Source organism: Paenibacillus sp. FSL W7-1287 (assembly GCF_038004245.1).
GTDB classification, from domain to species: Bacteria; Bacillota; Bacilli; order Paenibacillales; family Paenibacillaceae; genus Pristimantibacillus; species Pristimantibacillus camelliae.
Genome location: NZ_JBBORD010000001.1, coordinates 794,922 through 819,094, shown reverse-complemented (window position 1 = coordinate 819,094; position 24,173 = coordinate 794,922). Strand labels below are relative to the sequence as shown.

Genomic DNA, 24,173 nt, shown 5'->3' with positions numbered 1-24,173 from the left:
CCCCTTCTTGGAAGGGGGAGTGTTTTACTTGTATAAGCTAAATATTTGCGGCCATAATGCCCAGCGGGCCATCCTCATCGATGATATCACTAAGCTCATATACCGATATTGGGAAGAATGGAAAACCAAAAACATAGGGAGTCAATTCATATAATTGAAAATACAGCACGAGTGTTTTATCCGCAATATAGAACGATTGGTCTGCAGCTATACCTGTAAAAGGAGACAGTAAACCTATATCTCTCTCCTTAATTTGCTGGGCAACAATCGCTGATAGCCGCTCGACATAAGGACTTGATGGTTTAAACAAATCCTTCAGTGAGTATACTCGATGCTTACTCATATCAAAAGTTAACGAACGCAATATGGTCATCCCATGAGCTGCCTGCATGCGGTATAAGTAGTTCGATTGCGTCAAGCTAAATATGTTGCGCTGATTATTTTTCAGCTCATATTGGCCAATTAATGTGTTAACGGTCGATATATCCCCCGCTACTTGCTCGTCAATCATATCTTGCGCCTGCTTGACAATCATCGTATTAACCGTTCGTTGCCATGCAGGATCGGCTAGGCCAACCACTTCAGGGTAATAGATTACGATTTCTTCACCGGCACGAACAACACGTGTATGAGTCGTAACCGGAAACACCTCAGTCATACGATCCTCCTCACTTTCTTAGTAGCATCGTATTCGATAGGCATTTCACTTGTGTCACTTTCTATAGATCAGAAAAAATTTACAGAAATAACTTCCAATATCTAGTATGATGAGAATGATATAATATCGAAAGACTGGGAGGCTGACAAATGAACAATCATGAAATCGACTACAAGCTATACGGAGATGACATGCAATTTGTTGAGGTTGAGCTTGATCCGAGTGAAACCGTTATAGCTGAAGCAGGAAGCTTAATGATGATGGATGATCATATCAAGATGGAAACGATTATGGGTGATGGCTCTGATAACAGTCAATCGAGCGGATTCCTTGGTAAAGTGCTTGGTGCTGGTAAACGAATCATTACTGGAGAAAGTCTGTTTATGACGATGTTCACGAACGAGGGCATACATAAGCAGCGAGTATCTTTTGCTTCCCCTTATCCTGGGAAGATTATTCCGATGGACTTAAGCCAGTTACAAGGTAAAGTTATTTGCCAGAAGGATGCATTTTTAGCTGCAGCTAAAGGAGTAAGCGTTGGCGTGGAATTTCAGAGAAAGCTAGGCGTTGGCTTCTTTGGCGGTGAAGGCTTTATTATGCAAAAGCTGGAGGGCGATGGTTTGGCATTTGTTCATGCGGGCGGAACAATTTATGAACGAGTGCTGCAGCCTGGAGAGTCCTTGCGCATTGATACAGGCTGTCTTGTTGCGATGACAAGAGATGTGCAATACGATATCCAAGCAGTTGGGGGAATTAAAACAGCGTTATTCGGAGGAGAAGGATTGTTTTTTGCACGCCTAACTGGTCCTGGTAAGGTGTGGGTTCAATCTCTGCCATTCAGCCGTCTCGCTAGTCGTGTATTCGCTGCTGCACCAGCCTCCAAGGGTGGCGGTGGAAAATCTAAGGGTGAAGGCGGTATTGGCAACGTATTTGATCTGTTTAGCAACTAGAATAATACATCGCCTTTCAAGAGGTATAAAGAGAGTAAGCCCCGCTCTTCAGAGCAGGGCTTACTTGTGCTTACAACGAAATAATAATTTCTAGTTTTTAGCTTTACCTTGAATTTCAGGTACTGGCGGCATATCGTTTTTAGGCATTCGCATTTTATGATTGCTTTCTGTGCCATGCGGTTCTTTAGGGTCTGGTCTTCTCATCCCTTTTTTGGCCATCGTTATCACCTCAAGCTTATTATGTGTGATTATCGACAACTTATACATACAGATAGATCATTATCATTGTTCATGAGGACCGATCAGCTCCGGTCCAGCATTACATTGATTTCTTCCGTTGCGCTTCGCTTCATATAAACGCTGATCCGCCAAGTTGAACAAATCAACCTTATTGTCTGCATCGCTTGGATATGATGCGATGCCTGCCGAGATAGTAATAACATCGCCACACGGGCTCTCTTGTGCACTTATTCGCTTACGAAAGCGTTCTGCTAATTCCAAGGCCTCTTTAATACCTGCTTCCGGAAGCAGTATTACAAATTCCTCACCGCCGTAACGACAGCAAACTGCAGATTGCGAAGCAGTCGCTTCCATCATATTGGCCAAGTACTTAAGCACCTCATCTCCAACCGCATGACCATACGTATCATTAATACGCTTGAACAGATCAATATCAATGACAATCAAGGAAAACAACCGCTTTTCCTCAATCCAAGTACCCAGCAGCTTGTCCATCGTACGCCGATTAGTAAGCTGCGTTAATGCATCTGTCTGAGATTCATGGGTCATATGATCGACCTTATCATGCAGGAAGCCTAAGCTGTAAGTAAGAGCTTGCTTTAATTGTATAGCTTCATAATACCAGGCTTTTACTCTAAACAATCGATCCTTTTGATTGTTGCGCGTGCTATCCTCCGTTAGGATAGCCAGTTTTTGAAGCGGCATTGCGATTAGTCGTGAGATTAGAAAGATTAACAGTATGGACAACAACAGCGATGGCAGTGCATTCAATATCATTCGCGTAATCATTTTCTGATTAGCAACAAGCGCTGCATCTGTCGGACGCTGAGATACGATACCCCAGCCAGAGGTCGGCACATAGGAGTAGCCTGCAAGCATGTCGACACCCCTTGTATTAATAACTCTCTGTGCACCGCTGTTAGTATTGATTAGCTCTTGAATGACTGGATTTTGATCAGCGAGATCACCAATCCGATCGTGATCCTCATGGTAAATAATTCTTCCATCCGGATCAACCACATACACATAGGAGCCATCCTCATAGAAATGATCGCCTAACAATTCGTATAACACATTGTCTTCCATTAAATAAATGGTACCGCCAACAAGCCCCAAATATTGCTTCTGCTCGTCGAAAATAGGATAAGAGATAAATATAATATACCGACCAGTTATCCCCTTATAAGGCTTCGAAATAAGTGGCTTCTGCTCTGCAAAAGCCTGTTTTCCACCCTCCGAGTTCAGCGTGTCTCCAATTAGATCTAAGGTATGAGGAGAGGTGGCTAGTATTTCACCGTCTGCTGCTGCAATGATGATGGAATTCAATGTATTCGTCTGGTACTTGAGTCTATTCGCTTCCTCAAGCAGCTGTACTTCTCGATCGTCATCATCACGAAGCATGATAGGTGCTAATAGCTGTGCACTGTATTCAAAGGTGTTCAAGGTCATATTAAAAAACACATCAGTCGTGTTAGAAAGCTTCTGGGCATACACACGGTTAGTTTCCAGCGTGCTATCGATCAGATTTCTTTTATTCATCTCATAACCCGATAGGGTGCTGCTAAAAAAAGTTAAAACAATCGAAATCATGGCGACAGCTAATATTAAATATTTTAATTTTAGAGATAGCTTCATCGATGAACAGAAAGCTCCTTCTTTAATTATGATTGACAATACTATATCACAATTACAGCTTTCGTAATGATTACTTTTTTATAAATAATCTCCCTAGATGCGTTAGATGCCTTAACCCTGTTCATCTATTCTGCCTATACGATTTTATACTTTCATGTGCAGCTTGATAGGTTCAACCCGATAACCCAGCTTGTGGTGCAAGCATATATCTGCTATCTAGACATAGTCCAGCTTGCAACTCGCTGGATCATCTGCTGCTTCTGCTCAGAGAATTGCCGATGTCGATGCCCGTTAGCCCCTGATGGATGAGGAAATCCCCACATCACATTCCGCTCATCTAGTGTATGCTGCGCAACGAGCATACGCAGAATGCCTTCTACACTTTTTCCTAGCGGTATAACCGGGATGCCCGGCAGCAGCTCAAGCTGCTTGGCCATATGACTTAGCGCATAACAACTTAACTGCTCATGCTTCAGCAGATTAGGCTGTGAGCCCGTATAATTTTTATGCTGTAAAAATGCTGGGTACGGCAGTACAGAGGTTGAATTCAACCAATCTATATGTTGATCAAACAACGTAAAGCAGCTATCAATCCCTAGCTTTTCATGTAAATTAAGCTGATCCAGCATATCAATTAAATGATGGCGCATCGCTCCTGCAAATCGTGCGCTTCGCTTCGCCCTGATGCAGGCTTCCTCGTCACTGAGCCCCGCCTGAATGGCTGCTTGTGCCTCGGATAGCGCAATCTGCATCTGATGAAAGCCAGGTGTTAGCCCTACAATCATTAGCCTGGCATGCTCAAAAATGACATCGTTGTGCGGAGCATAATAGAGCTCTAACGGTGCAATGCGTGTCAACATCAAGTCCTCTACAAGCAGCTCTTCCCTAGTTAACGATAGAATGGGTGGCAGGCTCGCAATGGTGTGACGATAGGTCGAAAAGGTATGACTAATGATCATAGCTACTCCTTGCAATCGTAATGATTATACAAAGAGCAACAACGAAGGCAGAATTCATCCTCATTGTTGCTCTTATGTTCTTGAACCATCGTTAGCTACGTCCCGCAGTAGGTCTGGTATCCACATTCCACCTGCTCTGACGGCGGCTCACTATACGCTTGCTGTTCACTTGTGTAAGCATATGGAGACTGCAGAGCTTCGACAAATTGCTCTAGCTGCTCATAATTGCCTTGCTTAACGGCTGCTTCCAGCACCTCTTCCACGATATGATTCCGTGGAATAATAGCTGGGTTACTGCTTCGCATAAGCTCATATGCTCGCTTAGTATCCGCATCCTGAGCGTGCAATCTTTCCTCCCAGCGACTATGCCAAGCTTCCCAATCCTTATGCTTCGCGACACTCATTTCCTCGATATGTCCTAGCGTCAGATCACGGAATGTGTTCGTGTAATCAGCCTTCGTCTCCTGCATCATTACGAGTAAATCAATAACAAGCTGCTCATCACCTTGATCTTCATGCTGCAGGCCTAATTTAGCTCTCATCCCCTGAAGCCAATATCGCTCATACAGCTTGCCAAACTCCATCACAGCTTCCTGAGCCTGCTCAAGTGCTGTCGTGGAATCCGGATGAATAACCGGCAATAGCGCCTCTGCTAAGCGTGCCAAGTTCCAACCAGCAATCTGCGGCTGATTGCCATACGCATATCGTCCTCCTGTATCAATGGAGCTGAACACCGTCTCTGGATCATAGCTATTCATAAATGCGCACGGACCAAAGTCAATCGATTCTCCGCTAATGGTCATATTGTCGGTATTCATAACACCGTGAATAAAGCCGACAAGCTGCCACTTAGCGATAAGCTTCGCCTGCTGCTCGATAACTGCCTGCAATAAAGCTAGTGCTGTACCTTCACCCGACTTAATGTCTGGATAATGCCGCTGTACAGCATAATCTACGAGCTGCTGTAAGACGTCAGCACCACCCCAATTTGCCGCATATTGGAACGTACCAACACGCAGGTGACTGGATGCAACTCGAGTTAATATCGCGCCCGGAAGCCTTGTCTCACGTAAAACCTCTTCGCCTGTCTCGACGACTGCTAAACTGCGAGTCGTCGGTATACCTAGCCCATGCAATGCTTCACTAATGATATACTCTCTTAGCATCGGGCCTAACGCTGCTCGTCCATCACCGCCACGCGAATAAGGTGTGCGCCCTGAGCCTTTTAACTGAATATCCACTCTTCGTCCGCTTGGGTCAATATGTTCGCCAAGCAATATCGCTCGACCGTCACCTAGCATCGTAAAATGACCAAACTGATGACCAGCATAAGCCTGAGCTAGCGGCTCAGAGCCCTCAGCAATTTTATTTCCACTTAATATATCAGCACCATCCACCTCTAACTCCTCAATGCTGAGCCCCAGCTGTTCAGCTAGTGCATTGTTCACAAGGGCGAGCTGAGGGTGAGAAACAGGCGTAGGAAGCTGCATGCGATATAAAGTTTCAGGTAATCGCGTATAGCTGTTATCCCATTTCCAGCCAATCGCTGTACGTATAGTTCCCATGTCGTTAACTTTCCTTTCCACTTGAAGCATTATCGTTACGCATCCGTACTTCGTATTGATTAATTTTACTATAGCATACTGGAATGATTCCCAATACTGATGAACGTAATGCGCAGCTTATAAACTTCACTTCATGAGAACATTACCTATTAGCTGGATTTCACTTGAAATTGAGAAACGATGCTTTGGAGCTCTTGGGACAGCTCATGAAGCTGCTGCGATACTTGAACGAGCTCTGAACTAATGGCTAACTGATTGTTAGAGGTTGACGCAACCTCCTCAGATATGGCGGTGGATTGCTCTGCCGTAGCACTGACGTGCATCATCATCTCAGACAACGTAGATTGCGCAACATGCAGCTTATTAACAGAATCAGTCGTATCATTGATCTTCTCTACAAAGGTATTCATCCTTACATCTACATCGCGGAACACCGTATCCACCTGTCTCGCGACCGCTATCTGTTCTTTATAGATCGGGTAGCTGTCATTCATCGCTTGTACTGTACCTTCGATGTCTTCCACGATGGAAGCAATGATCTGATTAACTACAATAATGGAATCTCTCGATTGATCAGCCAATTGACGAATTTCTTTCGCTACGACCATAAAACCGCGACCATGCTCTCCTGCACGTGATGCCTCAATCGCTGCATTAAGCGACAGCAAATTCGTATGCTTGGCAATATTATCGAGCAGCTCTAGAATTTTCCCAATCTCTAACGCACGTGCCGTCAGCTGCTCTGCACGCTCCAGCGTTTGTCGCGTAAGAGCTTCTCCCCTCGTTGTTTTCTCCAGCAAGGTTTGCATTTGCTTGATCCCTTGATTACTTTCATGCTTCACATCGATTACATGACTTTGCATAATATGATTGTTATCCAAGAGAACACTCATCTCTTCCTCGATTGAAGCGGCATGAACACTTCCCTCTTCTGATTGCGTTGACAGCAGATCGGCACCACGTGCTATCTCATCTGTAGCGACAGCGATTTCCTTGGCGGAAGTATCCATCTGCTGTGATACCTGCTGCAGCGTTTTGGCAGATGAAAGCACATAGTCGAGCGCACCGCTTGTTCTAGCAATTAAGCTGCCTACATTATCCGCCATTTGGTTAAAGCTTTGCCCGAGCATACCGATTTCATCACTTCGATTGCTCTGCATTCTAACCGTCAGATTGCCACGCTCGACCTCTCTCATAAGCTGTGAAACCTCACGAATCGGCTTGCTTATCATTCGTGCAATCATCCCACCTAGCACGAACGAAACAGCTACCGCTCCAGCTATAAGTATCACGGTTATCGTTAATATACGATCAATACCTTGAGTCAGCTCTGCCAGTGGCATTCCCTGAATTAAACTCCAGCCAGTACGATCCGATGTGCTGTATACAATAAGCTGACCATCTTCAATGTAAGAGCCGCTCGTGTCGGCAGCTTCTGGAAGCTGGTAGCGCCCGTGAGTTCTACGTTCTAGCTGAACGGGGACTACTGCCTCTCCCTGTTGTGCATCCGCAAGCTCTTCCTCCGGAAGCACTGCGTTCTCTACCTCACCGGAATGCTGCTGGCCATCACCTTGAGTTTCGGTTGCTATGTCAGAGGCTTGCCCCGATTCGACATATGGAGAATCTGAATAGACAAGCTCTCCTGATGCGTTAATAAGCTCTGGCAGCTGACCACTACTAAGCTCAAGATTAGCCAAAGCTTCAGCGATAATCTCTTCCTTAAATTCAATAAACAGCAAGTAGTTCCCGCTGTTCGTCTTCATCATCTTCCCCATCGATATGTAAACCGTTTCTGAGCCTATCTCACCCTTCGGGATCGCTCCGAGCCAGACAGCCTTACCATTGCCAGCGATGACAGATTCAAAGTACGGCTCGTAAAAGCTAATCGCGGATGTTCCATTGCCTGATGAGAAGATAGCAGACACATAGTCTCTCCCTGTATCTACCTGCGTGTATAGATGCTCGTCAAACAGCTGTATAAATACTTTATTCGTCGTCGCTGTTTGCTTCAGCTTGTCCATTATTTTAGCTTCGACATTCATGCGATTCTCTGTTGTCCCAGCCTTTATGAGATTTAGTCGATAGGTCAGATCACCTATAAAATCCTGGTCAAGCGTAAGCTGGAGCGATATATTTTCATAAAAGTTTAGCAAATAATCTAGCTTTTCAGATGTTTGCTGCAAGCTTTGTGCAGCAACCTCGGATACCTTTTCTTCCATAGCTTTACTCGATACAAAATAAGAAACAAGACCTACTGTTATAACAGCAACAACCATGCTTAAAACAAAAAACAGAAATAGCTTAGTTCCAATCGTTTTCAATCGATTTGGACGAATCGCTGATTTTCGCTCCGGCTTGTAAGCGCCTACATTATTGTGCACTTGCTTTCTTTTGCTCATGTGAAAGCCCCCTGTTATGGTTAATAAATTAGTTATTTATTAACATACATGTTACTACAGGAGTGTTGAACTTACAATATAAATGTTAACAAATAATATTTATATTAATGTTATTACAGCAGCATTGAGCAGTCTATTCGTAATCGTTCCAAAGTTTTATCACATGCTAACGCATTTAAAATGAAAAAGGAGCCTCTGTACTTACTAACATTAGGCTCCTCCTGCACTTATGAGCTAATAATGAGCTGCTATTATACATGAAGTTTAATAGAGACGATAGGAACGCTTGTTAGGATGAGCTGCCAGTTGATAGACCGAGCCATTCTAGCAGTATCCGGTTGAATCTATCCCTTTCCTCCCAGAAGCCGCCATGTCCGCTATAAAGCAGCGGTACAAGCTGAGAGGTTGGCAGCTGCTTATGCAATGCTTCTGCCTGCGAGAAAGGAACAACCTGATCGTGGATGCCATGTATAATTAGCGTCGGCACTTGAATAGCGGGCAGGTCTGCGTGAAGATCCGCCTCACTTAGCAGCTTCATAATCGCTGCGGTTGACCAGCCAGAAGCCTCTAGACCTAGATCAAAAAACCATTGCTGAAACGATCTCGTCGCATATTGAAAGAAGAACATATTGGTCAGGTCATTCAGCATATTGGGGCGATCATTCAGCGTCTGCTCAATAATTGGGTTGGCAACCTCGGGAGGAAGCCCAGTCGGTACAGCTGCATCCACAAGCACTAAACCAGACACACCATAGCCTTTATGACGAGACATATAACGGGTAGCAATGGCACCACCTGTTGAGTGTCCAAGCAATATGACATTGGTAATGCCCATCGTATCGATAACCGCGCGCAAATCATCCGCCAATCGATCAAAGTTATAGCCAAAGTAAGGCTTGTCGGATTGACCAAAGCCTCTCCAATCTAAGCCGATACAGCGAACGCCATACTGAGGAAGCACGTCGAATTGATATTCAAATTGCTTATGGCTGAGCGGCCAGCCGTGAATAAATAGGATCGTCGTCTTTCCTTCAGGATTCAAATCCTGTACAAACAGCCTTATGCCTTGCTCCACCTCTACATAATAACCCATTCATTCCTTCCGCCCTTCTATATACGATATGTGCTAAATATATTCAATATAGGCTGGGCTAATGTCATAAGGAGCGCAAAACAAAGAAGGATGAGTATGCATTAGGGCGCACCCCTCTGCATGACTCATCCTTCCTGAAAGATCTAGTGAGTATTGTATGATTGCAAATTAGTCTATTAAACTTTGTTAAATTGAATCCAATCGATGACCATACCCGGCTTCGTGAATTCTAGCTTCAGCTCGTAGTTGCCAGCTTCAAGCTCAACCTTTACGAGCTTTTGCTTAATCCATTTGCCGTCTGTACCATTCGTCTGAATCGTCGTTGCCAGCTGCTCATTAAGCCATATATTACATGCGCTTTGTGCAGTATTCACATGCGGTGACATAATATGAACGATAATTCGATACTGACCACTTTCCGGTACCTTCATATAGACCGATGAATCAATACTTGGCTTAATCTGAGCATCAACAGCGAGATCGTGTGCCTCTGCTGGAGAAAGCGCAGCATTCGCTTTTAGTGAATCAACCGCTTCGTTAAACTGCTGTTCTCTCGTAAAGACAAGCGCGTTCATAATGAATTTACAAATATTGATCGCACTGCGCTGCAGCTCAGCACGCGTTAATGTGCCATTAGCAAGCGATGCCATCGTATTATCATCATGCGAGTTAATCTCTGCACCATAGTTGTTAACAACCATATAAAGATCGTTCTGTGCACGAATCATAAAGTTCGTATTGCGAGCATCTGCCGGGCCGCCATTAATGACATCATTCATAAGCGCCCACCAATCCGTCATAACGATGCCATCAAAGCCCCATTCGCCTCGTAGAATCGTCGTGTTCAAATCATAGTTCGAAGCAGACCAATGACCATTGATCGGGTTGTAGGACGTCATAATGGAATTCGCACCTGCCTCCTTGACCGCAATCTCAAAGCCCTTCAAGTAAATCTCACGAACAGCACGCTCGGATACTACCGCATTGACCTTCGTACGATATTGCTCCTGATTGTTGCAGGCAAAATGCTTCAAGGTAGCCGTTGATCCGCCTTCGATAATTCCTCTCGTGCATGCTGCTGCAAAGATACCAGTAACATATGGATCCTCTGAGAAATACTCAAAATTACGGCCATTCAATGGACTGCGACGAATGTTCATGCCCGGCCCAAGCAGCGTATCGATGCCGTTTCTAACGAGCTCCTGTCCTTCCATGACGTAAAGCTTCTCAATTAGCTCCACATCCCACGTTGCTGCAAGCAGCGTACCAATGGAAACCTGAGTTGCCTTATGACCGCTGTCCATTCGAATGCCAGATGGTCCATCCGCAGTACATGCAACTGGAATACCAAAGTTATACAACGCATCACTTACACCACCGAACGCCGATGCAGTACCAGGTGTAACAAGCGGGCTGCTCATTCCTTCTCCGCGCACGATCGTCGCTAGATCATCGTCACTTAGCTGGGCAATAAATTGCTCCATCGTCACACGGCCTTCTTTAACATCCTTCAGCTTGTAGCCTTGATCTCCTGTAGGCGTAATCTCCTTCGGCAAATTGCTCTCAATGCGCTCCTTAAGCGAAATTCGCTGCTTCGGCACATCCACATACGTCAGCTCGTAGGTGCCATCTGCTTGCAATGCACCTGGCTTCATACGCTTAAAGTCTGCCGTTGGTGCTAGCGCTTCACTTAGCTGCTCTACGACACGAAGCTCGTTAATAACAAACGCTGATTTCCCTTCAAATTGTACCTTTTGGGCGCACTTCACACTGTTTCCTATATAAAAAACATACTCCCCCGCTTCCAGCACATACGCTGAACGGTGTCCTGTAAAGCCCCCATCATCGTAGGAAGCCATTGCATTGACTGGGAAGCGAATGACTAGCTTGTCGCTTTCACCAGGCTGCAGCTCCTTCGTTTTGGCGAAGCCAACGAGCGCTTTTACGGGCTGACCTAGCTTGCCTTGTGGTGCTCCTGCATACATCTGAACGACTTCCTTACCGCTATACGTACTACCGGTATTCGTTACATTCACCGCGATCTCGATAAATTCCTTGCCATCGTTCAACGTTAACACTGCATCCTCAGGTGCGATGCTGAACGTCGTGTAGGACAAGCCGTAACCAAATTCATACTGAACCTTATCTGGGCAGAACGTCTCAAAATAGCGATAGCCTACATAAATATCCTCTTCGTAGACACTTTCGATCTCACTACCGTAGTTATTAGTCGATGGATAGTCCTCGATGGAGTAAGCAATCGTATCAGTCAGCTTACCACTTGGTGTAACCTCGCCGACAAGCACATCAGCAATGGCATTGCCACCCTCCATACCGCCATGCCATGCATACATGACAGCTGCGATTGGATGAACATAATCTTCATTCATCCAGCTCATATCTATAATATTGGAAACGTTGAGTACTACGATCGTTTGTTCAAAATGATTCGTTACAAGCTTTAGCATATCGCTCTCTTCTTCGGTTAGACGATAGCTGCCAGGCTTGTCTGCATTATCCTGATCCTCGCCTGCCGTACGTCCAATAACAACGATCGCTTTAGAGGAAGTTGCTCTAGCTTCGGCAACGATCTCATCTGTAAGTGGCATTTCCTTCTGATGCCATGGCTCTGCAGCCCAGCCGCCGCCGCCGTTATCGAAAGGATTTTGCTCGATCCATTGCTCATAGATGCCAGCAAGCTTCTCATTAACTTGAATCTGCTTCTTAGAGCGTAAGCCGTCCAGCAAATTCGTCGTGTGCGTCACATGCACACTGCCGCCTGAGCCTGTACCACTGCGATAGTAGTTGACTTGAATTCTCCCAAAAATCGCTACTTGCTCACCTTGCTTAAGAGGCAACGCTTGGTCTTCATTTTTTATGAGTACCGCCCCTTGTGCTGCCACCTCTCTACTAAACTCCGCAAATCCAGGCAATGGAATGCCTAATGTCTCTGTATTCAAATCTACCACTCCCAACTTCAAATTTAGTGCTGCCATTGAATAGAAATTGTAAATCACTTCATAAAAATGATATAAAGTTTTCCAGTTATTCATCATTATTATAGAGTAAGTTCGTTATATCTTATAGACATTATTATAAATGGGACCGTTTCTCACGTTCTACTATCACATTTTAAGAAATAATCAGCTAAATACTAGATATTGAAACTCAAATTACTCGATCGAGCATACCGAGCTGCTTCCAATCGTTAATATTTTTGTTAAAAATTATTATTTTTATGTTGTTTCTACTTTGGTTAAGTATTAATATACTTATTAAGGAATGGAAGGAGCTATAATCGGACAATTCCATTCCTTAGCACAACGGGTTGAAAGCGTTATCAATAAATTTGTGGAGGTGATGAGCTCGTTAACTCGTAATGAAGGTATGGAAATTCATAAGTAAAGGAGAATGATATCCATGCAACACGTACGATCACACAAAACAATGCTTACATCTGCGCTGCTTGCCATCCTGCTTTTTGTTAGCTTAATGCTTCCTGCTAGCGCCGCAACATGGAATTTAACTGGCGATACAAATGTTCACGACCCATCTTATATTGTCGAGAACGGAACGGGAACACATTGGGTGTTCAGTACAGGAGAAGGTCTTCAAGTGCTGTGGTCATCCGATGGAAAGCATTACAACCGCTCCCTCCCAATCTTCACATCAAGACCTTCCTGGTGGAGCCAATATGTGCCGAACCATACTGGCTTGGATGTATGGGCCCCTGATATTTTCTACTATAACGGTACCTACTACCTGTATTATTCAATTTCTACCTTCGGCTCAAAAGTATCCGCCATCGGCCTTGTGACAACGAATTCAATCTCTGGCGGTGTATGGACGGATCGCGGCATGGTCATCTCCTCTAACAACTCTACAAACTACAATGCGATCGATGCTAACATCGTGCAGGGACATAACGGCAAGCTCTACATGGCTTTTGGCTCCTGGAGTAATGGTATTTATGTCACAGAAATTAGCACCTCAACGATGAAGCCTACCGGCAATTCCTATCGCGTCGCAACCAAGTCAGGTGGCATCGAAGGACCGAGCCTCGTCTACAACAGCAATACTGGCTATTACTATTTGTTCGTCTCAATCGGTACGTGCTGTGCAGGCTTGAACAGTACGTATAAAATTGCGGTCGGGCGTTCAACGAGCCCATTTGGTCCGTTTGTTGATAAAAATGGCGTCGATATGAAGAATGGCGGAGGAACCGTCATCGATAGCGGAAACAGTGCGTGGGTAGGCCCTGGCGGGCAGGATGTGTATGGCACCAATGTCATCGCGCGCCATGCCTATAGCGTTGCCGAAAACGGCGCACCTAAGCTGCTCATTAGCGATCTGTATTGGGATTCGAGCGGTTGGCCTTACTTTAATTAGCGACATGCTAGCTCGATGAATGGCTCAACTAGGAAGATCAGAATTAAGTAACCTAAGATAAAGCAATGATGGGACATGAAGGTGCTGATCGATCAGTAATAACGATCAGCACCTTTAACTAACACTTCCCCAAGCTGTTGCTTAAATCGACGATAAACATTGAAAACGCCACCATGCTAAAAATATATTTAGCACTATGGCGAATATCTTTCACTAAAGTGGTTGCTCTAATATTTCTTCCATTCAATAAGATCAAAACCATAAAGCTTATTAATTTCAATATATTCTTGAAATAAATCATCCATCTTGGTAACAATATTATCCTGTGTAGAGTATAAATCAGTACCAATTAGGATGTAGTTTTCCTGTATAAAGATAAGTAGTTTAAAAGTATTCTTTTCAAAGTAGGGTTCAGTATCATTATTTACTGGGGTAACTTTTTCCCCCAATTCAATTACATATTCCCAATCTTTTAGCTCAACCTTTTTGGTATCAGCGGGTTGTTTTTTGATTTCATTAAAAGCAGCAATAAAGCTATTAACATCATTGATGCTTCTTAGAAATTGAGTTTTAATATGATCTTCATTGTTTTGATAAAGCGCAATACCGTTATACTTTAGCTTTTCAATATTAGAATCTTGAGTAGAATCTTTATTTTGACAACCAGTTAAAGTAGCAAACAATATCGTGGAAATTATAAGATAGGATAGTAATTTTCTGATATTAACGCCTCCTATTTTACATAATAGTAAATTTATGGTACTATAATCTATGAAATTATTCAATATTAGGAGAGTGATTAAGTGAAAAGGAAGTTTTTGTCTCTAGTGCTGGTAATTTGTTTATTTGCAACATTTGCATCAAGTGTGTCAACAAATGAAAGCGGAGTACAGCCTCAAGATGCTATCACACAACATCTGAATATTTCAGCTACACAAATTGAGTTAGCCGAAACTCAAGCTACACAAAGCAAACAACACCAAACTGCTACTTACAAAGTAAATAATGCTGCACTGGAACTGGAAAAAGCAAAATTAACAGATTCATCTAGTGTTGATTTTGAATTTACGAAGACTCATGAAAATGATGACGGAAGCTTAACTGTAAATGCAATTATTACTATTGATACAAATGATAATAAGTATCAGACAGTTTTAGCTGGTGATCTTCAGAAAATTACAACTAATGAAAATCATGTAGTGTATATAGGTGGTTTACACGGATATTTAGGTAAAACAGACACAGCTGAGGAACAAGATCAGAATGTAATTGATGTTGGATTACATTACTCACCAAACACCGCGGAATCGTTATTTTCAGTAACAATTGGAAGCGGTGGCAACGGACGCACACCTTCTTTTTTCTATTTCGGAGATAAAGACAGTGTAGTGATTCAAGAAGCCTTTCAAATTTTGAGAAAACAACAAGAAGTAAGTAAAGTACAAGAGCTTAATGATATTAATTCCAATACCTCAAATGATCTAATCCAACCTTCTTCTGTTGATGCAAGAGTAGTGTATCAAGGAACAGATTACGCTACTTCATCGTATGGTAACCTAGCAGCAATAAGTTTCTACTCTACAAATGAGCTAAGAAATCAATCAATAACAACCCACTATGCTAAAGCAAACTCCTATACAAGCAATGCGACAAAATATATTCAGTCTATTACAGCTTCTCCATATAAGGTCATCGATGTCGCAGCAGATACTTTTACTGTGGAAATTTTAAGTGCTGATGATTTATTGTATGCGGTTGGAGGAACTGCTTTGCCTGCTAATAGTAGTTCTACACTAGATGTAAGCATACCTTTTTATTTTGGACCTACTTTCGGTTTCCAGTCCCTTAATTTTACGATTCCTTTAAGCAGTACTGCTTTATCATATCGAAAAAAGGCCTTTGGCAGTAGCCCACACAACACGCATATTACGAGCTGGGTAATGAAGAAATCTTTAGGATTTTCACCTTCAGTGACCGATGCAAGCACGGCTAGTGGTGCTTTACCAGTTTATAGGCAAGATAATGGACTAGGTGTACAAAGTTCATATACTTATAGTGGAAATGTGACTTCTAATTTTAATGTAAGCCAGGGTGCAAGTACAAAAATTAGATATGTTTATACGAAATATTATCAAACTATATTTGTTGCTGAATATTTCACAACGAGCACTGCGTTGCATGCTAGTAGTCTTAAGATAGTACCTTAATTTATATTACGAGCAAAACGGGGACAAGATTTATTCTTGTCCTTTTTTGTGTGTAAAAAGTTATCGCTCAAACAGCAAGGTAGCGAGATAACCTGCTAGCTTTTCTGCTGCTTTTACATGCGCAAGCTGACCGGGATGGCTTCTTGCTCCTACCGTAGCCTCGGTCATGATCGGAAGCTGAAATACGCTGACCTTCTCGTCTCCACTTTCTACTTTATAGGCTTCAACGGCTCGATGAATGGCGGGCAGCATCGGTATACCTAACATGCCATATGCCCATAGCAGCTGTGCATACTTATTGCACGAACGAAGCTTGTGTAAAAAAGCTACTGCAGCTGCCTCAAAAGCTGCAATATCCTCAGGATGATAGCTTGAATTATCTAGCAGTCGCTGCTTATATTGCACTCCTGTATGCTCATCCCTCCATGGCGGCTGATAAAACGCGCTATTGTCATTCGTACCGAGATTGATAATAACAGCATCCGGCTGCCAGCTTGCAAAATCATTGGGCCGATTCGCACCTAAAGCTTCATTTCTTGCTCCAGAAAGCAGTCCGCACACCTGCTCATAGTAAAGCGGAAGCGCATGGTTTGGGTTGTTGTCCCAGCTTGTTAGAACACCCCAGCCGCTTTGTGAGAGGACACGATAGTCCGCATCTACTAGATCTGCCGTCAGCTTGGTATAATTGTGACTCGCACTAAAGAACATTGGAAGCCAATCTTCCTCCTCACGTGCACCAATCGCGCCTTCACCAGAAGTAATGCTATCACCAATAAACTCAAGACGGTATCGCTTAGCTGGAACAGGCAGCAGCTTGCCGTCCCCTTGCAAAGCATGAAGCTGCAACAGACTTCGCTCATCGCCGCTCATCGCTTGGACTTCCTTCATGACACGTACATGTTTTACTTTTCCAGCATTCATTCCACGAAACAGTGTAATCCAGCGTCGGCCTTTCTCCAGCATCAAGCGACTCACCTCAGCACCATTGATCCATATGCTGATCCATTGCTCGTATTGCCCATAGTCTGATTCAACCTCTAGCAGCAGCTCGCTTCCTGTTGCATTCAGCTCTATCCCGCTGCCAGTCCAAAACAACGTAAGCGGATTTCGTTCACTGCTTGTTCGTCCGTGAATTTTAATATGTTCATGCTCTATAGCATAGCTATTCACCATATTCACTGACTCCTCTCATCCTCATATATAAGCGATTGGTATCATTGGCTGTGACTATTTGCTGACAAGTGACTGAATAGCTCGGGAAAGATCTGCATACTGAAACGAGTAATGCTCGCCAAGTAGCTTCTCAGGAATGACGTGTTGACCCTCCAAGAGCAGCATGCTCATTTCGCCTAGCATCAGCTTCATTAACCCTCCTGGGACAGGGAAGTAGTGAGGTCTATGTAATTGCTCAGCCAGCGTACGTCCAAACTGCTCCATCGTTACCGGCTGCGGCGCAGTGAAATTTACAGCGCCTTGCATAGTAGAATGGTTTATACAGTGAAGCGCGGCTCCAACGACATCATCAATGTGAATCCAGGACAGTGGCTGTTGTCCACTGCCAAGTCGCCCTCCAACGAATAGCCTATAGGGCAGCAGCATTTTAGGGAACGCCCCTTCACCTGCACCGAGCACTACACCTAATCGCATAAGTACGGTACGGATGCCGCTTTTCATCGCTTCTTGCTCCCACTCATTTACGATATGTGATAGGAAGTCGGTCGGTCCGATAATATCCTGCTCCGTAAACTGCCGATCACGGGAAATTCCGTAATAGCCGATGGCGCTAGCATTAATGAGCACTGAAGGCTTCCGCTTCAACGCTCCAATGATTCTAACGATTTCTTTCGTCGTAGAAAGTCTGCTCTCTAATAACGTCTTCTTTCGCTTGGCTGTCCAGCGACCACTGCTTAGAGACTGACCGGCCAGGTTAACAATCGTGTCGATACCTTCAAGCTGCTCCTCTGGTCGATCGCCCTCATGCATCCACCTTATATATGTAACTCCAGGCATTGGCGTAATTCTCTCAGGCTGACGTGATAGAATATATACCTCGTGCTGTTGCTCTAGAAAGCCTTTGCACATGGAGCTGCCAATAAATCCTTGACCGCCGGCAATCGCTATTTTCATAGAACCCACCACCTTTCTCTCCATTCTAACCATATTATACCTGCCCGCATGCCCCCATGACCACTTATCCCTTTCGTACATAAAAAAGAATGGATAAAGCTCGCTGCGCGCTTTATCCATTCTTAGCCTATAAACTCTATACATCTAACTCCCAGAAATCAAGGCTGTCTATGACTGCCTTTCCACTGCTTGTGAATAAATGAATATGATTGCTGCTTTCCTTCGGGAAAACGAAGCAGCTGAGCACTCGCTCTCCCTCATTTACATAGATCTCGACGACAGAATGGTCGATCAATAGATGCAGAATGAGTTGATCTGATGCTTGCCCGAGCGTAATACTTTTCACTCTGTCAGAGCCATTATATGATTTCGAGCAATCCAGTGTAAGCTCGTTGGACGATACTGAGTATCGGATAACCGTTTCTTCCTCACGCTGATCTGAAGCAAGAATCGATATACCAAATTCCTGTGCATCGCTTTCTGTCAGGTTATACGCCACCTTCAGCTCTGCCCTTCTGCTCTGCAGCTTAGGCAATGCTTGCTCCAAGCTACTATCCACGATCAGCTGCTTATGCTGAATATGCTGCGTTCTAAGCTTTATTAGCTCTTCGACGGGTTGAATGATTAGCCGCTCGTTATGCTCATCCAGCGTCAATACTCTCGGTATTGTCATAGCACCCGACCAGCTTTTCCCGAGCTTCCTTCCATTCATCGGCATCCAGCCAATTAACAGCCTTCTGCCTAGATGATCCTCCATCGTCTGCGGTGCATAAAAATGAAAGCCATCATCCAGCACATGAAATGCCCCGTGTGTATACGTGCCCGTATCATAGTCCAGCTTGCCAACATAATAGCCAGATAGCGGATAGTCACGAACGCCCTCTGGAGATATGAGTAAAATATCATACTCACCAATTCGGAACAGGTCTGGACATTCATACATATAGCCCATCGAGCCGTCGCTTTGTGCAATGACGCTAACATATTCCCATTCCAGCAAGTTATGTGAACGGTAAAGCAGCACCTTACCTTTATCATCCTTTTTGGTGCCCAGCACCATATACCAGTGATCACCGTGCTTCCACACCTTGGGATCTCTAAAATGATTATTCTGACCGATACCTGCTGGAGGAGCTTCGATAATCGGATTATTCTCGTATTTAGTAAAGCTAATACCACCATCTTCAGATATTGCTAGGCATTGCTGCTGAAGAAGATCATCCGGCAAGCCCTGCGGAGACGTAAATACATTGGAAGTGTAATACACGTACAGCTTTCCTTCATGCTCAATCGAGCTCCCAGAAAAGCATCCGTCCTTGTCGTACCATTCACTAGGTGCAAGCGCAATAGGAAGCTTCTCCCAGTGGATGAGATCCTTGCTTTTTTTATGCGCCCAATGGATGTTTCCCCATTCCTCAGAGTATGGATTATGCTGATAGTATAAATGATACTCACCGCGATACTGAATTAATCCATTCGGATCATTCATCCAGTGAATGCGTGGTGATGCGTGATAGCTCGGTTTATGAACGTCAGGCACTGCATGCTGTAACGATTCATTTACAAATTGCTCTGCCTGCTGTATAGCTTCTATATGCTTCCTCACCTGATTCATCCAATCCACCTGCTTAATTAATATTTTCTATTTCACTGAGCCTTGTGTAACACCTTGAATAATAAATCGCTGCGCAAACAAGTAAACTACCATAATAGGAAGTACAACCATCACAACAGCTGGTAAGTAGCGTTCATAGTCTGAGGAATACGATCCTCTAAACACTTGAATCGCTAGCGGCAGCGTATAATTGTCAGATCCTGCATTTTGTAAAATCAATACCGGCAGCAGGTAGTCATTCCAAATCCACAGTACATGCAGAATACCAATCGTTACTGCAGTCGGCATAAGAATAGGTAAAACAATTTTAAAGAAGGTCTGTATTGAATTACAGCCATCAATCTGCGCCGCTTCTTCTAGCTCAAGCGGAATACTTTTAATAAATCCATGATAGACAAACACTGCAAGCGAGCTTCCAAAGCCGACATACATAAACATTAGCGTTAGCTTTGGCTGAGACTGAATCCAGCCTAGCTCCGCACCATATATGGAAACGAGCGGAATCATAATCGATTGGAAGGGTATGATCATGGAAGCAACCATCATCAAAAACCACATCGTATTCATTCTCGTTTTATTTCGTACAAAATAATGCGCGGTCATTGCTGAGCAAATTAATATGACCGTCAAGCTGATGAATGTAATCATTGCTGAATTGCTAAATGCAGACCAATATTTCATCTGATCCATTGCGAGTCCGAAGTTTTTGAAGGAAATAGATACAGGCAATGAAAATGGAGATGCGATAATTTCTGCATTGGTCTTAAATGCATTGAATAAAAGAATAAGAAAAGGAACTAAAAAGAACAGCAGTGCTAGCAATAAAACGACATATATGGAGCCCTTTTTCAAAGCATTTGCCATCTGCATCACGCCTCTACCTCCATTCTCTTCGTTAGATATACCTGAACAATGGTCACTGTCGCGACAATAAAGAACAATACAAACGCCTCTGCTTGACCTACCCCGTAGTCAAATCGCTGAAAGGCCTTGTCATACACATGCATGGAAGCCATTACTGTGCTCCCGAATGGTCCCCCGCCTGTTAACGCGTAGTTTACATCGTAGACCATAAATCCACGCTGCAACGATAGGAAGATCGTTACGATAAAGGAAGGAACCATAAGCGGCAATACCATGTGTATTAACTGCTTCCAGCCACTTGTTCCGTCTATCGTCGCTGCCTCCAATATATCCTTAGGTACGCTCATTAGACCTGCGATAAAGATAACCATCATATAACCTGCGTACTGCCAAACGGTAACGAGTACGAGTGCCCAGAAAGCCATCGTTTCATTACCAAGCCATGTTTTGCTAAATAGCTCCCAGCCAAACTTCTCACCAATCGAAGTGAAAAAGTTGTTAAACATAAACTGCCAGATGAATCCGAGTACGAGTCCGCCAATAAGGTTTGGCGAGAAAAAAGCAGTTCGAAAAAAGTTTTGTCCGCGAATGCCCATTGTAACGAGATAGGCTAACAAAAAGGCAACCGTATTAATTAAGAAGACGCTTGCTGCAACATACTTAATCGTTAACCATACAGAAGTCCAAAACTTTGTATCGTTGAAAACTGCTTCATAGTTATTGAACCCAACGTAAGGCATGCTCGATGAGATGCCATCCCATTTAAAAAATGTCATGTAAATTCCGTATATAAACGGAACAATGATGACCGCTATAAAAGCAAGTAGTGTTGGACCAGTAAAAAGTAGTTGGTTGCCTATTCTCTTTACTGTGTTTTTTTCAGAGATCATGCCAGTTTCCTCCGATTCCGTGGATTAAAAGAAGAAAGTCGAGGAACGAAGACCGTCCATCGACTTTCCCTCTTCATGTTGGTTACTTACTGTACGCTCTTCCAGTAATCCTCGATCTCAGCAGCAAGACCATTGCGATCTGTCACATCAGCCAAGTATTTTTGCATGGATGCACCAAGCACCTTCCAGTGATCACCTGGTACAAAGTTACCTGCAAACTCAATCGAGTTACCAGCTAGGTTATACTCATTAATTGCTACAGCAAGAGAGCCGTTAAGCTCCAATGTAATGTTTTTGAATGCAGGAATTACGTTTGCTTCATTAACAAGGAATTGTTGACCTGCATCCTCGTAAACAAGCCAGTTCAAGAATTGCTTAGCAGCAGCTTGTTGCTCTTCTGTGCTTTTTTCATTATCGATAAACATTTGCTTCGTTGCACCAATCGCTACAGCAGAGTTAGCTTTCGTCGCAGGATCATTGCTAACCGGTACTGGAATAAAGCCATACTCTCCTTCTGGATTAGACTTCAGCAACTCAGTGATTAACCAGTTTCCATTGAACGTAATTGCTGCTGAGCCTGTTGCAACAGCTGCAGTACTTTGCTCATAGTTGACAGCCATAGGGTCATTTTTGCCCCCATTGTACTTCTTCAGAACATCAAATGTATCAAGCAAGCCTTGGTATGTTGCATTGTTTACAAGATCAGCTGAGCCGCCTTTTAGTTGCTCTAGGAAGCCCTTCACATCAGTATCTGGCTGTGCCGCATACGCAATCGCAAGGAAGTGATTACCTAGCGACCAGTCCATGCTGCCAATATAAAGTGGAGTCTTGCCAGCTGCTTCGATCTTCTGCAAAAGCTCTTCTAACGCCGACGTTGTATTGATCGTAGCTGGATCAAAAGCTCCGCCTGCCACTTCATCAAGCACTTCTTTGTTGTAAATTAAGCCGTAGCCTTCAACTGCAAATGGGAATGCTAACGTCTTACCGTTAATTTCATTCGGCTGCGCAAGCTCAGCTACCCATTTCTCACCAGATAAGTCTAACGCCTTATCTGCAAACTTCTCGATATCACCCGCATCAAGCATCGCTAGCGTTGCAGGCGTGCCTGAAGCATATAACGCGGAAGCCTTCTCTACAGGTGATTGATCCTGATTTGTGGAGATTACTTCTACCTTTATGTTTGGATGCGCTTTCGAAAAGGTCTCAGCTGCATTTGTCATTTGTGTGTGGATTTCTGACTTGGAATTCAATATCGTGATTTTAACTTCCTTAGCATCAGAATCTGAGCCAGTATTAGTTGAAGCATTCGTTCCTTCGTTCGCGTTGCTAGCGTTATTGGCATTGTTTCCCCCGCATGCGCTTACAACAAGAGCTAAAATTAGTACCAACATCAATGAAGACAGTTTTTTCATCTTTTAATAACCCCCTGTTATTACATAGATTACTTTCTTAGCGTTATTATATATGTCAACCGCTTGACATGTCAATCGGTTGACATATATTTTCTTAAAAAAAGCCGATATATTTATTCACGGCTTTTTACTATGTTGTATCTCGTTCAACTAGCGTAACGGGCAGCGTGTTCTCAAGCTCTACCTGCTCACCTTGAGCTAATTTATCCAGAAGGTCAACTGCTAGCTTGCTCATCGCCTCAATGGGCTGCCTTATCGTAGTAATGGCAGGGTTGGCCAATTCAGCGAACGAGATGTCATCATAACCAATTAGCTTCAGCTGCTGTGGGATACTGATTCCTCTAGCCGCTGCGGCTTTAATAACCGTCATTGCGACAATATCACTAGATGCGAATATGCCATCAAGACCTTGGTGCTGTTCGATTAGCTCGGTTATGAGTACATCATAAGTAGAGCGATCAAAGCTATCTGATCCTAACTGAAAAACAATAGGCTCAATCTGATGCTGCTTCAAGGTTTCAATAAATCCCTGCGTTCTTAGATTACTAAGCAAGTCGAGACTAAGATCACCGCTAATAATTGCGACTTTTTTACAGCCCTTGGAAATAAACAGCTGAGCCGCCAGTTGACCGCCCTGATAATTGTCTGAGGAGATGTAAGGAATATCTGCGATTCTTCTGTCAAAGGTCACGATCGGACGCTGAAGATTAATATATTCTTGAACATCCAGTGTATGGCTCCCCATAATCACGCCATCCACTCGATTGCTTTTAAGCATATCAATATATTCCTTTTCCTTCGATTGCTCCATTCTTGAATTACAAATAAGCAGCTTATAGCCAAAACCGGAAGCATAGTTTTCAATAGCATTGGCCATCTCACTAAAGAAGGGATGCGCAATTGTAGGTATGATCATTCCAAGCACCATAGAGCGCTTACGAGTAAGTGAACGGGCAATTTCATTCGGCTGGTACTGAAGCTCCTCCATAACAAGGCGCACCTTTTCACGTGTACGTTCGCTAATATACCCTCGATTGTTTAGCACTCTGGACACGGTTGTTACGGTTACACCAGCTTTTTCAGCAACATCCTTTATCGTTGTCACCATTTTTCCTCCTTTCCCGTTTTAATTTAAGATTATAGCATAACAACGAAGGAACTAAAACAGAT

At 43.8% G+C, this 24,173-nt stretch carries 19 protein-coding genes; 3 read left to right on the top strand and 16 right to left on the bottom strand.

Annotation, left to right across the window (positions count from 1 at the left end):
• Window positions 1-37: 37 nt before the first annotated feature.
• Window positions 38-658, bottom strand: coding sequence for a DUF3298 and DUF4163 domain-containing protein (locus NSQ99_RS03780; RefSeq protein WP_340835161.1), 621 nt, complete (start codon window positions 656-658; stop codon window positions 38-40).
• Window positions 659-807: 149 nt separating this feature from the next.
• Here NSQ99_RS03780 and NSQ99_RS03775 point away from each other — a divergent pair, with 149 nt between their 5' ends.
• A complete protein-coding gene (locus NSQ99_RS03775) occupies window positions 808-1,608 on the top strand; it encodes a TIGR00266 family protein (protein ID WP_251666873.1) in 801 nt (266 codons plus the stop codon).
• 90 nt (window positions 1,609-1,698) lie between these two features.
• Here NSQ99_RS03775 and NSQ99_RS03770 read toward each other — a convergent pair whose 3' ends face one another.
• The 7 genes from NSQ99_RS03770 to NSQ99_RS03740 all read right to left on the bottom strand — a co-directional run bounded on the left by NSQ99_RS03770 (window position 1,699) and on the right by NSQ99_RS03740 (window position 12,459).
• Window positions 1,699-1,827, bottom strand: coding sequence for a hypothetical protein (locus NSQ99_RS03770; protein ID WP_285855668.1), 129 nt, complete (start codon window positions 1,825-1,827; stop codon window positions 1,699-1,701).
• A 63-nt stretch (window positions 1,828-1,890) separates the two neighbouring features.
• Window positions 1,891-3,387 (bottom strand): sensor domain-containing diguanylate cyclase, encoded by a 1,497-nt coding sequence (locus tag NSQ99_RS03765; protein ID WP_340835156.1) that lies wholly within the window; start codon window positions 3,385-3,387, stop codon window positions 1,891-1,893.
• A gap of 308 nt (window positions 3,388-3,695) precedes the next feature.
• The gene (locus NSQ99_RS03760) at window positions 3,696-4,442 is read right to left on the bottom strand and encodes a hypothetical protein (RefSeq protein ID WP_340835153.1); all 747 of its coding nucleotides are present in this window, start codon (window positions 4,440-4,442) and stop codon (window positions 3,696-3,698) included.
• A 95-nt stretch (window positions 4,443-4,537) separates the two neighbouring features.
• On the bottom strand, window positions 4,538-6,007 hold the full coding sequence (locus NSQ99_RS03755; protein ID WP_340835152.1) for a protein adenylyltransferase SelO: 1,470 nt from the start codon (window positions 6,005-6,007) through the stop codon (window positions 4,538-4,540).
• A gap of 149 nt (window positions 6,008-6,156) precedes the next feature.
• The gene (locus NSQ99_RS03750; RefSeq protein ID WP_340835150.1) at window positions 6,157-8,406 is read right to left on the bottom strand and encodes a methyl-accepting chemotaxis protein; all 2,250 of its coding nucleotides are present in this window, start codon (window positions 8,404-8,406) and stop codon (window positions 6,157-6,159) included.
• A 289-nt stretch (window positions 8,407-8,695) separates the two neighbouring features.
• Window positions 8,696-9,499 carry an alpha/beta fold hydrolase gene (locus NSQ99_RS03745; protein WP_251666880.1) on the bottom strand — a complete coding sequence of 268 codons (804 nt, stop codon included), beginning with the start codon at window positions 9,497-9,499 and terminating at the stop codon, window positions 8,696-8,698.
• A gap of 176 nt (window positions 9,500-9,675) precedes the next feature.
• The gene (locus tag NSQ99_RS03740; RefSeq protein WP_340835146.1) at window positions 9,676-12,459 is read right to left on the bottom strand and encodes a glycoside hydrolase family 3 C-terminal domain-containing protein; all 2,784 of its coding nucleotides are present in this window, start codon (window positions 12,457-12,459) and stop codon (window positions 9,676-9,678) included.
• 460 nt (window positions 12,460-12,919) lie between these two features.
• Between NSQ99_RS03740 and NSQ99_RS03735 the strand changes: the two genes are divergently transcribed.
• Window positions 12,920-13,888 carry a family 43 glycosylhydrolase gene (locus tag NSQ99_RS03735; RefSeq protein WP_340835145.1) on the top strand — a complete coding sequence of 323 codons (969 nt, stop codon included), beginning with the start codon at window positions 12,920-12,922 and terminating at the stop codon, window positions 13,886-13,888.
• Between the two features lie 227 nt (window positions 13,889-14,115).
• On the opposite strand, the gene NSQ99_RS03730 is transcribed toward NSQ99_RS03735, so the two are convergent.
• Window positions 14,116-14,571 carry a hypothetical protein gene (locus tag NSQ99_RS03730; RefSeq protein WP_340835144.1) on the bottom strand — a complete coding sequence of 152 codons (456 nt, stop codon included), beginning with the start codon at window positions 14,569-14,571 and terminating at the stop codon, window positions 14,116-14,118.
• A 120-nt stretch (window positions 14,572-14,691) separates the two neighbouring features.
• Here NSQ99_RS03730 and NSQ99_RS03725 point away from each other — a divergent pair, with 120 nt between their 5' ends.
• The gene (locus tag NSQ99_RS03725) at window positions 14,692-16,095 is read left to right on the top strand and encodes a hypothetical protein (RefSeq protein WP_340835142.1); all 1,404 of its coding nucleotides are present in this window, start codon (window positions 14,692-14,694) and stop codon (window positions 16,093-16,095) included.
• 60 nt (window positions 16,096-16,155) lie between these two features.
• Here the strand turns inward: NSQ99_RS03725 and NSQ99_RS03720 are convergent, their stop codons facing one another.
• From NSQ99_RS03720 to NSQ99_RS03690, 7 genes are all read right to left on the bottom strand, one after another.
• Window positions 16,156-17,268: an SGNH/GDSL hydrolase family protein gene (locus NSQ99_RS03720; RefSeq protein WP_340835140.1), complete on the bottom strand. Its 1,113-nt coding sequence runs from the start codon at window positions 17,266-17,268 to the stop codon at window positions 16,156-16,158.
• A gap of 54 nt (window positions 17,269-17,322) precedes the next feature.
• Window positions 17,323-18,222, bottom strand: coding sequence for a TIGR01777 family oxidoreductase (locus NSQ99_RS03715; protein WP_340835139.1), 900 nt, complete (start codon window positions 18,220-18,222; stop codon window positions 17,323-17,325).
• A gap of 136 nt (window positions 18,223-18,358) precedes the next feature.
• Window positions 18,359-19,837 carry a glycoside hydrolase family 32 protein gene (locus NSQ99_RS03710; RefSeq protein ID WP_340835137.1) on the bottom strand — a complete coding sequence of 493 codons (1,479 nt, stop codon included), beginning with the start codon at window positions 19,835-19,837 and terminating at the stop codon, window positions 18,359-18,361.
• A 27-nt stretch (window positions 19,838-19,864) separates the two neighbouring features.
• Entirely contained in the window at window positions 19,865-20,707 is an 843-nt protein-coding gene (locus NSQ99_RS03705; RefSeq protein ID WP_445670537.1) for a carbohydrate ABC transporter permease, read from the bottom strand.
• Complete coding sequence (locus NSQ99_RS03700) at window positions 20,707-21,591, bottom strand: carbohydrate ABC transporter permease (RefSeq protein WP_251666892.1); 885 nt, start codon at window positions 21,589-21,591, stop codon at window positions 20,707-20,709. Before NSQ99_RS03700 ends, NSQ99_RS03705 begins: the two co-directional genes overlap by 1 nt.
• Before the next feature lie 86 nt (window positions 21,592-21,677).
• On the bottom strand, window positions 21,678-23,003 hold the full coding sequence (locus NSQ99_RS03695) for an ABC transporter substrate-binding protein (RefSeq protein ID WP_340835134.1): 1,326 nt from the start codon (window positions 23,001-23,003) through the stop codon (window positions 21,678-21,680).
• Between the two features lie 130 nt (window positions 23,004-23,133).
• Window positions 23,134-24,108, bottom strand: a complete 975-nt coding sequence (locus NSQ99_RS03690) for a LacI family DNA-binding transcriptional regulator (protein WP_251666896.1) — start codon at window positions 24,106-24,108, stop codon at window positions 23,134-23,136.
• Between the last annotated feature and the right edge of the window lie 65 nt (window positions 24,109-24,173).